This is a genomic window from Klebsiella sp. GW_Kp182, assembly GCF_040062275.1.
GTDB classification, from domain to species: domain Bacteria; phylum Pseudomonadota; class Gammaproteobacteria; order Enterobacterales; family Enterobacteriaceae; genus Klebsiella; species Klebsiella michiganensis.
This window is the reverse complement of sequence record NZ_JBEAFQ010000067.1, coordinates 16,908-27,560: the sequence shown is the minus strand read 5'-3', so window position 1 is coordinate 27,560 and position 10,653 is coordinate 16,908. Positions and strand designations below refer to the sequence as shown.

Sequence of the window (10,653 nt, the reverse complement as noted above, 5' to 3'; positions counted from 1 at the left end):
TATACACACTTTCCAGGCGTGCTCCTTCAGCCACTCGGACACCTCACCATATTGTCTTTCCCGTTGTTGCCGGGAACGGGCGCTAATTTAGGGAAATACGTATCTCCCGTCAATCAACTTTTTTAAAAAATCGCGCGTTTAGCCAAACTTCAAGCAACTTGCTCCCTAAATGGGCGAAAATCGATTTTTTTATCGCCATTCCCTTTTTCGCACGCTCGGCGAATGAAATTTGCTATGCTGGCAATCCAATAGAAAACAACGAGTAAAACGCGACGCTAACCTAACCTGCCAGCAGCGTCAGCTATCAGGAGCCTTTATGGATATCATCTTTTACCACCCCACGTTCGACACCCCTTTCTGGATTACGGAACTGGAAAAACGGCTGCCCGGCTCGCGCGTCCGCGAGTGGAAACCCGGAGATAATCAACCCGCTGACTATGCGCTGGTCTGGCATCCGCCGGTAGAAATGCTCCAGGGCCGCCAGCTTAAAGCCGTCTTTGCCCTTGGCGCCGGCGTCGATTCAATCCTCAGCAAACTGCGGGAACACCCGGAAATGCTGCCGCTGTCAACTCCGCTGTTCCGTCTGGAAGACACCGGCATGGGGCTGCAGATGCAAGAATACGCGGTGAGCCAGGTGTTGCACTGGTTCCGTCGTTTTGATGACTATCAGGCATTAAAACAAGAGGCGCGGTGGCAGCCGCTGGAGGAGTATCAGCGTGAAGATTTCACCATCGGCATCATGGGCGCGGGCGTGCTTGGCGCGAAAGTGGCCGAAGCCCTGCAAAGCTGGGGTTTTCCGTTACGCATCTGGAGCCGCAGCCGCAAATCCTGGCCGCAGGTCACCAGCTTTGCCGGAGAAGAGGAGCTGAATGCGTTCCTCAACGGAACACGAGTGCTGATAAACCTGCTGCCCAACACGGCGGAAACCGTTGGAATTATTAATAGCGCGCGCCTGGCGCAGCTGCCGGATAACAGCTACGTGCTGAATCTGGCTCGCGGTGTTCATGTGGTGGAAGACGATCTGCTGGACGCGCTGAATAGCGGCAAATTGAAAGGCGCGATGCTGGATGTGTACAGCCGCGAACCGCTGCCTGAAGCGAGCCAGCTTTGGCGGCATCCGCGAGTGGCGATGACGCCGCATGTTGCCGCCGTCACCCGGCCTCTGGAAGCCATGGCTTATATCGCCAAAACCATCGGTCAGTTAGAACGAGGTGAAACGGTCAGCGGGCAGGTCGATCGCCAGCTGGGATACTAAGCGACAGCCCCGCGTGAGCGGGGTTTTTGCTGATCACAGGCGCAGATTCCTGCTATTCTTGCCACAAACAGAGAAGGAGATTGTGATGTATCCTGTTGACCTGCACATGCATACCGTCGCCAGCACCCACGCCTACAGTACCCTGCACGATTATATTGCAGAAGCAAAGCGCAAGGGGATCAAACTTTTTGCCATTACCGACCACGGGCCCGATATGGCCGATGCGCCTCACTACTGGCATTTCATTAATATGCGTATCTGGCCGCGGCTGGTGGAGGGCGTTGGTATCCTGCGCGGTATCGAAGCCAATATCAAAAATACCCAGGGCGAAATTGACTGTACCGGCCCGATGCTCAACTCGCTGGACCTGATCATTGCCGGTTTTCACGAGCCGGTGTTTCCTCCAAAGGATAAAGCAACGCATACCGAAGCGATGATCGCCACGATAGCGAGCGGCGCGGTGCATATCATTAGCCATCCGGGTAATCCTAAGTTTCCCGTTGATATCCCGGCCATTGCCGCGGCAGCGGCGAAGCACCACGTGGCGCTGGAAATCAATAACTCATCCTTCGTTTCGTCGCGCATTGGCAGCGAAGATAACTGCCGTGCCGTTGCCGCGGCCGTCCGCGATGCCGGCGGCTGGGTTGCGCTGGGCTCGGATTCCCATACGGCATTCACGCTTGGTGAATTTAGCGAATGTCGCAAAATCCTCGATGCTGTTGATTTTCCGGAAGAGCGAATTCTTAACGTGACGCCGCGGCGTCTGCTTAATTTTCTTGAATCGCGTGGGATGCCTGCGATTCCTGAGTTTGCTGAACTTTAATTTGAATAACTGGAATAAATGAATGAACGAGTTTTCAATCCTCTGCCGCGTGCTGGGCTCTCTCTATTATCGTCAGCCGCAGGACCCGCTGCTGGTGCCGCTGTTTACCCTTATTCGCGAAGGGAAGCTGGCAGCAAGCTGGCCGCTGGAGCAGGATGAACTGCTGGAGCGTCTGCAAAAAAGCTGCGATATGCCGTCTCTGTCCGCCGAATACAACGCGCTGTTTGTCGGTGAAGAGTGCCGCGTGGCGCCATACCGTAGCGCATGGGTAGAAGGCGCTACGGAAGCTGACGTTCGCGCTTTCCTCAGCGCGCATGGTGTCCCCACGGGGGAGGGCGCGGCGGATCATTTAGGCTCCTTGCTGCTGGCCGCTTCGTGGCTGGAAGATCACGCGCCGGAAGATGAAAGCGACGTTCTGGAAACCCTGTTCGCTGAGTATATTCTGCCGTGGTGCGGCGAGTTCCTGGGCAAAGTTGAAGCCCATGCAACCACGCCGTTCTGGCGCGCCATGGCCCCGCTGACTCGTGAAGCCCTCTCCGCTATGTGGGATGAGCTGCAGGAAGAAAATGAGCAATAAATTGTGATTAAGATCACAATTTATTTGCAACAAAGCATTCTTAATTTCATTTAGTGTGTTCCGTGTCGCATTTGACGGGCGCGTTTCTGCTATGATACGCGCCATGAACATACTCTTCGCAATCGCATTAACGACGGGCATTCTCTCCGGTATCTGGGGATGGGTGGCGGTCGCATTGGGTCTGCTGAGCTGGGCAGGTTTCCTCGGCTGTACGGCTTACTTTGCCTGTCCGCAAGGTGGGTTAAAAGGGCTGCTTATTTCGACCTGTACGGTCATGAGCGGCGTGGTGTGGGCGCTGGTGATTATTCACGGTAGCGCGCTGGCGCCGCAGCTGGAAGTGGTTAGCTATATCATGACCGGCGTCGTGGCGTTTTTGATGTGTATCCAGGCGCGCCAGCTGATTCTCTCTTTTGTGCCGGGTACTTTTATCGGCGCGTGTGCGACGTTTGCCGCCGGCGGCGACTGGCGTTTAGTTGTGCCTTCACTCGCGCTGGGCCTGGTATTTGGCTATGCCATGAAAAATAGCGGCCTGTGGCTGGCGACCCGGGCGGAGAAAAATAAATCTCTGGCTAATCAAAGTCGCGAATCTTTTTAACCTATCCCACTTTTCATCACCAAAGAGCCCGTCGGGCTCTTTGGCTGTTTTTGCTGCCAGGTATTACCTCATCATAAATCTTCCCGCCATTTTGTTTTTCCTTATATATCCGCAACTTTAACTGTACCGGGAGTTAGTGAATCGATTTTGTTAGCACATTTAAACAAATGATATTTTTTGTTTTTAAATTGTTAATATAATTAAATTGAAGTAAAAAAAATTAACTCGTCGCACTCATGGATGGCTGGTGCTCTTCAGTAGCTATACCGATATGCAGAGGAGTTTTATAATGAAAACAATTAGATATGCTTCGCTTGCAGCCCTGTTTATATTACCCTCGTTTATTAGCCCTGCGATCGCCGAACAGACCGTGGCTGGCGTCGTCCATTTTTACGGACGGGTGGTGGAAGCACCCTGCCAGCTCGATGCAATCAATAATCAGGTTATTATGGATTGCCCGCGGGCGGAGACGATTAAAATTTCCGCTCAGCAGCTTGAGAAAGGGAATATCCGCAACGAAAATATCCGTTCTGCGCAATTACGCTATATTAATCCGCAACGGACCCTCGCCATTCTGGATGTTGATTATCGGTAACCCTCTGCCCCCGGGCTTTCGCCCCGGGGGCTATCGTGCCATATTATCCTCCTGTATTCCTTTCAAGACGTATGCCGACAGGAGGAGAAATGGCTGTTCAACCTGAAGTGGTTCTCGGCGATATTACCAGGCTTGAGGTCGATGTTATCGTCAACGCGGCTAATCCGTCGCTGCTTGGCGGCGGCGGGGTGGACGGGGCGATTCACCGCGCGGCAGGGCCGGAACTGCTGGCTGCCTGCAAAGTTGTGCGGCAACAGCAGGGAGAGTGTCCGCCGGGCCATGCGGTGATTACGGCGGCAGGAAATCTGCCCGCCAGCGCGGTGATTCACGCCGTAGGGCCGGTCTGGCACGGCGGTGACAGGCAGGAGGCGGAATTACTGGCTGACGTTTACAAAAATAGCCTGCTGCTGGCCTCGGCAAATAATTACCGATCCATCGCATTTCCTGCTATCAGCACCGGCGTATATGGTTACCCTAAACAGGCCGCCGCGGAGATAGCCGTGCGGACGGTAACTGCCTTTCTCACTCGCTACAATCCGCTGGAGCGCGTTTATTTCGTTTGTTTTGATAGCGAAACCGCCGGCATCTATACCCAATTACTCGAGGCGAGTCGCGCGCAACTCGGCCATCAGAATAAGATATGATAGTTTCCTGCGAAGGTGGGAAACTATCATAACGGGAGAGTCATCGGTGACTGAAGGGAAGGTTCTACAAAAACAACGGCTTCGCCGGATGGAAATTGTTGCCGCGGCACAAAAATGTTTCGCGGAAAAGGGCCTGCATGGCGCCTCCGTAGCGGATATTGCGCGTCAGGCTGGCCTTAGCGTAGGCCAGCTATATCGCGTTTTCGCCAGCAAAGAAGAGATCATCGAAGTTATCGTCAGCGAGATCGTGAATGCCAGAGTGGGCGAAATGGTTGCCGGGAATCATGATTTAGCCCGCATGGCTTCAGTTTTAGCCGGCGTGCTCCCCGCGACCGAGTCTACGAAAAACGATAATTATCTGCTGATGGAAATTAACGCCGAGGCGTCCCGAAATCCGCGCCTGCGTGAAATTATGATCCAGGCCGATCGTCGCCTGAAAGAGGAGGGCGGGCGGCTTACCCGCCACTACCATCCTGAGATGACCGCGGAGCAAATTAGCGTCGCCTGCGAATTTATCGCGATATTAACGGAAGGGGCGGCATACCGTTGCGACCTGGCGACGGCTCCGACGGTAGATAAAGCGGCGATGGAGAGCCTGTACCGCGATGTCTTTCAGCTGTTGTTTGCGCAAAAATAGCGCTGCTTGTGCGTTCCACACAGCAGCGCCCTGTTTTAACTGGCGGAAATTTGCGGCTTAGCCGTCTTTTGCTGGAATTTTCCGGAAAAAAGAAAGCGCAACAGCGGTATCCGCAGATGAATTTCATACAGCACCAGTGCAATCCCGACAACAAAAACCAGCCCGGTGATAAATCCAAGGGTATTTGATTGAATGACCGGGGTTATCCATGCCCCGTAGAGCAGGGTCAGAGGGTGGTGCACCAGGTAGATAAATAGCGATGCGTTGACGAAGTAGGTCACCCGCGCGGACTGGAAATTTAACAAACGGTGGCCAAGCGAAAAGACCACGTTGACCATCCATAGCCCCAGCACCATCGTAATCACGTACTCCGTTTCGTACATCCAGCCATCGCCCGAGCCGTACTGCTGATTCAGTCGGTAGGCGATAAATCCCAGTAAAGCCGCCACAAAGCACCACGGCGAGGGAGTCGTGAACATCGTCTTCAGCCGCGCGTTAATAAACGTCTGGGCGCCCAGGATAAAGAAAGGCAGATAGAACAGCGTCTGCATCACGATAAAGTTGAACAGACCGTTGCTGAGAATGGGCGGATAGAGGATAAAAATAGTGCGGCGGATGACCGCGTACAGCACGCCCAGAGCGAGAAAAATCATCGACAGCTGGCCTAATGTGACGGTGTCACCAAAGGTGGGCGCAGCGGCAGAACGCGGTCGCGTCAGCCATTTGAACATCACCACGCCCAGCGACGTCAGGACCACCAGCACCAACAAAAACCACAGATGAGAGATCAGCTCCCAGGCGAGGGTGTTGAACTTGTCATAGCCTGACAGCGTATGCCAGTTATCCGCTTTACCGTTGACGTACTGCAGCATAATAAACTGCGGCAGGGTCAGGAGCGGGATCGCCGTTAACATGGGAATGCCGACGCGCTCAACGCGTACTTTCCACCATTTTTTCAGCGGATAGCGCAGAAAAAGCATGTAGGAAAAATAGCCGGAAATCACAAAGAAGACCTGCATGCGAAAGGCATGGATGAAGTCGTTAAATAACGTCAGCCACCACGAGGGCTCGGCGCTGTTAACATGCCAGCTGTGGCTGGAGTAAATGAGCGAAATGTGAAAAGGGATGCCCAATAGCATCAGCCAGGCGCGGATGCTATCGAAAAAATATTCACGCTGTACCGGAGTATTATTCATACAATATCACTACATTCTCAGACAATTCGTCTTATCACTCAACGTGATAACGTTTAAATTCTCTGCAACCCTACATGAACTCTGGTTAACTGTCTCCAGGATAAGCACGCAAAGTGCAAACGGGGCAGTAACTGTGTATTCCCTGTGCCGCGATGCCGAACAATGCAGGGATTATGTTGTCGGAATGCCTGAGTTTCCATTAAAATAGATCGGATCGATTTAAGCACACAAAGGGGGAAGTGCTTACTTATATGAAACATAAACCACAGATGATGAAAATGCGTTGGTTAAGCGCAGCCGTAATGTTGTCCCTGTGTACTTCATCTGCATGGGCATTCAGCATTGATGACGTCGCAAAAGAGGCACAAACGTTAGCCGGCAAAGGCTTTGAAGCGCCTAAAAGTAACCTGCCCTCTGCCTTCCGCGACATGAAGTATGCGGACTATCAGCAAATTCAGTTTAATCACGACAAAGCCTATTGGAATAATCTGAAAAGCCCGTTCAAGCTCGAGTTTTATCACCAGGGTATGTATTTCGATACGCCGGTCACCATTAATGAAGTGACGGCAACCAGCGTACGTAAAATTAAATATAGCCCGGACTATTTTAATTTTGGCAACGTTCAGCACGATAAAGACACGGTTAAAGACCTCGGTTTTGCGGGCTTTAAGGTTCTGTATCCGATCAACAGCAAAGACAAGAACGATGAGATCGTCAGCATGCTCGGAGCCAGCTATTTCCGCGTGCTCGGTCAGGGCCAGGTATATGGGCTTTCTGCCCGCGGACTGGCTATCGATACCGCGCTGCCGTCCGGAGAAGAGTTCCCGCGCTTCCGTGAGTTCTGGATTGAGCGTCCTAAAGCCACCGATAAACGCCTGACGATTTATGCGCTGCTTGATTCCCCGCGCGCAACCGGCGCCTATCGCTTTGTGATCATGCCCGGTCGCGATACCGTGGTGGACGTGCAGTCTAAGGTCTATCTGCGTGACAAAGTCGGTAAACTGGGCGTGGCGCCGTTGACCAGCATGTTCCTGTTCGGGCCGCATCAGCCGTCTCCGACCACCAACTACCGCCCGGCGCTGCACGACTCCAACGGGCTGTCCATTCTTGCCGGTAACGGTGAGTGGATCTGGCGTCCGCTCAATAACCCGAAACACCTGGCCGTCAGCAGCTACGCAATGGAAAACCCGCAGGGGTTTGGCCTGCTGCAGCGCGGCCGTCAGTTCTCGCGTTTTGAAGACCTCGACGACCGCTACGATCTGCGCCCAAGCGCGTGGATTACGCCGAAAGGTGATTGGGGTAAAGGGAAAATCGAACTGGTCGAGATCCCAACCAACGATGAAACCAACGATAACATCGTCACCTACTGGACGCCGGATCAGCTGCCGGAACCCGGCAAAGAGATGAACTTCAAATACACCATCACTTTCAGCCGTGACGAAGACAAACTGCATGCGCCGGATAACGCTTACGTTATGCAGACCCGCCGTTCTACCGGCGACGTCAAGCAATCGAATCTGATCCGCCAGCCTGATGGCACCATTGCCTTTATTGTCGATTTCACCGGCGCCGAGATGAAAAAGCTGCCCGCAGATACGCCAGTGACTGCCCAGGCCAGCATCGGCGATAACGCTGAAATCGTCGAAAATACCGTGCGCTACAACCCAGTAACGAAAGGCTGGCGTATGATCCTGCGCGTCAAAGTGAAAGATCCTAAGAAAACCACGGATATGCGCGCAGCCCTGGTCAATACCGACCAGACGCTGAGCGAAACCTGGAGCTATCAGCTGCCTGCCAATGAATAAGATAACGAAGTACATCGACGCATTGCCGCTGTCGGATGCAGAAAAACGCGCGTTACCTGACGCAAGTCTGCAGGCCGTACATCAAGCACTGGACGCTGAACATCACGTTTACCACCGCGAAGACGACTCCCCGCTGGGGTCGGTAAAATCGCGGCTGGAGCACAGCTGGCCAGATTCACTGGCCGGTAACCAGCTGGTTAAGGATGACGAAGGGCGCACTCAGCTCAACGCCATGCCGAAAGCAAAACGCTCCTCCATGTTTCCGGACCCCTGGCGGACTAACCCGGTCGGGCGCTTCTGGGATCGGCTGCGCGGACGCGACGTGACGCCGCGCTATCTTTCTCGCCTGAGCCAGGAAGAGCAGGAGAGCGAGCAGAAATGGCGTACCGTCGGCTCTATCCGCCGCTACATTCTGCTGCTGCTGACGCTGGCGCAGACCGTGGTGGCGACGTGGTACATGAAAACCATTTTGCCCTACCAGGGCTGGGCGCTGATTAACCCGGCGGATATGGTGGGGCAGAACCTGTGGATCTCCTTTATGCAGCTGCTGCCCTATGTGCTGCAGTCGGGGATCCTGATCCTGTTCGCCGTGCTTTTTTGCTGGGTCTCAGCGGGGTTCTGGACCGCGCTGATGGGCTTCCTGCAGCTGCTCATCGGGCGTGATAAGTACAGTATCTCAGCCTCGACCGTCGGCAATGAGCCGTTGAACCCGGAGCATCGCACGGCGCTGATCATGCCGATCTGCAACGAAGACGTTGACCGCGTATTCGCGGGCCTGCGTGCGACCTGGGAGTCGGTAAAGGCCAGCGGCAACGCCGAGCACTTTGATGTCTATATCCTGAGCGATAGCTACAATCCGGATATCTGCGTGGCAGAGCAAAAGGCGTGGATGGAGCTCATTGCCGAAGTGCAGGGCGAAGGGCAGATCTTCTATCGCCGCCGCCGCCGCCGCGTGAAGCGCAAAAGCGGTAACATTGATGACTTCTGCCGCCGTTGGGGTAGCCAGTATAGCTACATGGTGGTGCTGGATGCCGACTCCGTCATGAGCGGTGAGTGCCTGAGCGGCCTGGTGCGCCTGATGGAAGCGAACCCGAATGCCGGTATCATCCAGTCATCGCCTCGCGCGTCGGGCATGGATACGCTGTATGCTCGCTGTCAGCAATTTGCCACCCGCGTCTACGGCCCGCTGTTTACCGCCGGGCTGCACTTCTGGCAGCTGGGTGAGTCGCACTACTGGGGACACAACGCCATTATCCGGGTGAAACCGTTTATTGAGCACTGTGCCCTCGCGCCGCTGCCGGGTGAGGGTAACTTCGCGGGTTCCATTCTGTCGCACGACTTCGTCGAAGCCGCATTGATGCGTCGCGCCGGATGGGGGGTCTGGATTGCTTACGATCTCCCCGGATCTTATGAAGAGCTGCCGCCGAACCTGCTGGACGAGCTGAAACGCGATCGCCGCTGGTGTCAGGGGAACCTGATGAACTTCCGCCTGTTCCTGGTTAAAGGGATGCACCCGGTTCACCGCGCGGTGTTCCTGACCGGCGTGATGTCATACCTGTCGGCGCCGCTGTGGTTTATGTTCCTTGCGCTCTCAACTGCCCTGCAGGTGGTGCATGCGTTGACCGAACCGCAGTACTTTCTGCAGCCGCGGCAGCTGTTCCCGGTCTGGCCGCAGTGGCGTCCGGAGCTGGCCATTGCCCTGTTTGCTTCCACCATGGTGCTGCTGTTTCTGCCGAAGCTGCTGAGTATTATCCTGGTGTGGTGTAAAGGGCCAAAAGAGTACGGCGGATTTATCCGCGTGACCCTTTCTCTGCTGCTGGAGGTGCTCTTTTCGGTGCTGCTGGCGCCGGTGCGTATGCTGTTCCATACCGTGTTTGTGGTCAGCGCGTTCCTCGGCTGGGAAGTGGTGTGGAACTCGCCGCAGCGTGATGACGACTCTACCCCGTGGGGCGAAGCGTTTATGCGTCACGGCTCGCAGATGCTGTTGGGTCTGGTCTGGGCGGTGGGCATGGCATGGCTGGATCTGCGCTTCCTGTTCTGGCTGGCGCCGATTGTGGTGTCGCTGATTCTGTCGCCGTTCGTGTCGGCTATTTCCAGCCGCGCCACCATCGGCCTGCGCACTAAACGCTGGAAGCTGTTCCTGATCCCGGAAGAGTACTCCCCGCCGCAGGTGCTTAAAGATACTGACGCTTACCTGACGCTTAACCGTCAGCGTTCGCTGGACGACGGCTTTATGCATGCGGTATTTAACCCGTCGTTTAACGCGCTGGCAACGGCGATGGCCACCGCGCGCCACCGTCACGGGCATATTCTGGATATCGCCCGCGAACGTCACGTTGAGCAGGCGCTGAACGAGACGCCGGATAAACTAAACCGCGATCGTCGTCTGGTATTGCTGAGCGACCCGGTCACGATGTCACGCTTGCACTATCGCGTGTGGGCCGCACCGGAGAAATACTCTTCGTGGGTCGGCGCCTATCAGCAACTGACGTTGAATCCGCTGGCGTTAAAAACGAAGTAAGCCGT

10 protein-coding genes are annotated in these 10,653 nt (G+C 54.9%); 9 read left to right on the top strand and 1 reads right to left on the bottom strand.

Annotated elements, in window-relative coordinates; translation table 11 throughout:
* Nucleotides 1–316 precede the first annotated feature (316 nt).
* The 7 genes from ghrA (at nt 317) to ABLU88_RS25980 (ending at nt 5,126) form a co-directional block, all read left to right on the top strand.
* The gene (ghrA, locus tag ABLU88_RS26010; protein ID WP_348838495.1) at nt 317–1,255 is read left to right on the top strand and encodes a glyoxylate/hydroxypyruvate reductase GhrA; all 939 of its coding nucleotides are present in this window, start codon (nt 317–319) and stop codon (nt 1,253–1,255) included.
* A gap of 85 nt (nt 1,256–1,340) precedes the next feature.
* Nucleotides 1,341–2,078 carry a phosphatase gene (locus tag ABLU88_RS26005; protein ID WP_025106900.1) on the top strand — a complete coding sequence of 246 codons (738 nt, stop codon included), beginning with the start codon at nt 1,341–1,343 and terminating at the stop codon, nt 2,076–2,078.
* Nucleotides 2,079–2,100: 22 nt separating this feature from the next.
* Complete coding sequence (locus tag ABLU88_RS26000; RefSeq protein ID WP_014228819.1) at nt 2,101–2,655, top strand: molecular chaperone; 555 nt, start codon at nt 2,101–2,103, stop codon at nt 2,653–2,655.
* A gap of 103 nt (nt 2,656–2,758) precedes the next feature.
* Entirely contained in the window at nt 2,759–3,250 is a 492-nt protein-coding gene (locus ABLU88_RS25995) for a DUF1097 domain-containing protein (protein ID WP_014228820.1), read from the top strand.
* A 289-nt stretch (nt 3,251–3,539) separates the two neighbouring features.
* Nucleotides 3,540–3,845, top strand: coding sequence for a type 1 fimbrial protein (locus ABLU88_RS25990; protein ID WP_014228821.1), 306 nt, complete (start codon nt 3,540–3,542; stop codon nt 3,843–3,845).
* A gap of 89 nt (nt 3,846–3,934) precedes the next feature.
* Nucleotides 3,935–4,489: an O-acetyl-ADP-ribose deacetylase gene (ymdB, locus tag ABLU88_RS25985; protein ID WP_014228822.1), complete on the top strand. Its 555-nt coding sequence runs from the start codon at nt 3,935–3,937 to the stop codon at nt 4,487–4,489.
* Between the two features lie 46 nt (nt 4,490–4,535).
* Nucleotides 4,536–5,126 (top strand): TetR/AcrR family transcriptional regulator, encoded by a 591-nt coding sequence (locus ABLU88_RS25980; protein WP_004849849.1) that lies wholly within the window; start codon nt 4,536–4,538, stop codon nt 5,124–5,126.
* Between the two features lie 35 nt (nt 5,127–5,161).
* On the opposite strand, the gene mdoC is transcribed toward ABLU88_RS25980, so the two are convergent.
* Nucleotides 5,162–6,322: a glucans biosynthesis protein MdoC gene (gene mdoC, locus ABLU88_RS25975; RefSeq protein ID WP_004849851.1), complete on the bottom strand. Its 1,161-nt coding sequence runs from the start codon at nt 6,320–6,322 to the stop codon at nt 5,162–5,164.
* A gap of 251 nt (nt 6,323–6,573) precedes the next feature.
* Here mdoC and mdoG point away from each other — a divergent pair, with 251 nt between their 5' ends.
* Both mdoG and mdoH read left to right on the top strand, forming a co-directional pair.
* The gene (gene mdoG, locus ABLU88_RS25970) at nt 6,574–8,127 is read left to right on the top strand and encodes a glucans biosynthesis protein MdoG (RefSeq protein WP_004101027.1); all 1,554 of its coding nucleotides are present in this window, start codon (nt 6,574–6,576) and stop codon (nt 8,125–8,127) included.
* On the top strand, nt 8,120–10,648 hold the full coding sequence (mdoH, locus tag ABLU88_RS25965; protein ID WP_014228826.1) for a glucans biosynthesis glucosyltransferase MdoH: 2,529 nt from the start codon (nt 8,120–8,122) through the stop codon (nt 10,646–10,648). The genes mdoG and mdoH overlap by 8 nt, the downstream gene beginning before the upstream one ends.
* Nucleotides 10,649–10,653: the final 5 nt, after the last annotated feature.

What these genes read in the sequence shown, in the direction of transcription:
- ABLU88_RS26005 (WP_025106900.1), top strand. Translation starts at nt 1,341, where the DNA reads ATGTATCCTGTTGACCTGCACATGCATACCGTCGCCAGCACCCACGCC.
- ABLU88_RS25995 (WP_014228820.1), top strand. Translation starts at nt 2,759, where the DNA reads ATGAACATACTCTTCGCAATCGCATTAACGACGGGCATTCTCTCCGGT.
- ghrA (WP_348838495.1), top strand. Translation starts at nt 317, where the DNA reads ATGGATATCATCTTTTACCACCCCACGTTCGACACCCCTTTCTGGATT.
- ymdB (WP_014228822.1), top strand. Translation starts at nt 3,935, where the DNA reads ATGGCTGTTCAACCTGAAGTGGTTCTCGGCGATATTACCAGGCTTGAG.
- mdoC (WP_004849851.1), bottom strand. Translation starts at nt 6,322, where the DNA reads ATGAATAATACTCCGGTACAGCGTGAATATTTTTTCGATAGCATCCGC.
- mdoG (WP_004101027.1), top strand. Translation starts at nt 6,574, where the DNA reads ATGAAACATAAACCACAGATGATGAAAATGCGTTGGTTAAGCGCAGCC.
- mdoH (WP_014228826.1), top strand. Translation starts at nt 8,120, where the DNA reads ATGAATAAGATAACGAAGTACATCGACGCATTGCCGCTGTCGGATGCA.
- ABLU88_RS25990 (WP_014228821.1), top strand. Translation starts at nt 3,540, where the DNA reads ATGAAAACAATTAGATATGCTTCGCTTGCAGCCCTGTTTATATTACCC.
- ABLU88_RS26000 (WP_014228819.1), top strand. Translation starts at nt 2,101, where the DNA reads ATGAACGAGTTTTCAATCCTCTGCCGCGTGCTGGGCTCTCTCTATTAT.